Annotated in this window: 1 pseudogene; it reads left to right on the forward strand. The window is 61.3% G+C overall.

The annotated features are described in order from the left end of the window. Window positions 1-300: pseudogene (locus tag IB248_RS32475) on the forward strand (cytochrome b); the annotation flags it as partial.

The following is a 300-nucleotide window of genomic DNA, read 5'->3' on the forward strand; positions in this document are numbered from 1 at the left end:
TCACCTTCAACATCGGACCGATCGACTCGAAGCTGGCCGGCGTCCTCGTCATGTTCGGCGCCATCATCGTGCTGTTCTTCGTGCCCTGGCTCGATACCTCGAAGGTGCGTTCGGCGGCTTATCGCCCCTGGTACAAGCTGTTCTTCTGGCTGTTCGTCGCCAATGCCATCGTGCTCGGCTGGCTCGGCTCGCGTCCTGCCGAAGGCACCTACGTGATCATGTCGCAGCTTGGCACTCTCTTCTACTTCGCCTTCTTCCTGGTGATCATGCCGGTTCTCGGCCTCGTCGAGACGCCGCGCC

It is taken from the genome of Rhizobium sp. RHZ01, from assembly GCF_014851595.1.
Taxonomy (GTDB): Bacteria; Pseudomonadota; Alphaproteobacteria; order Rhizobiales; family Rhizobiaceae; genus Rhizobium; species Rhizobium altiplani.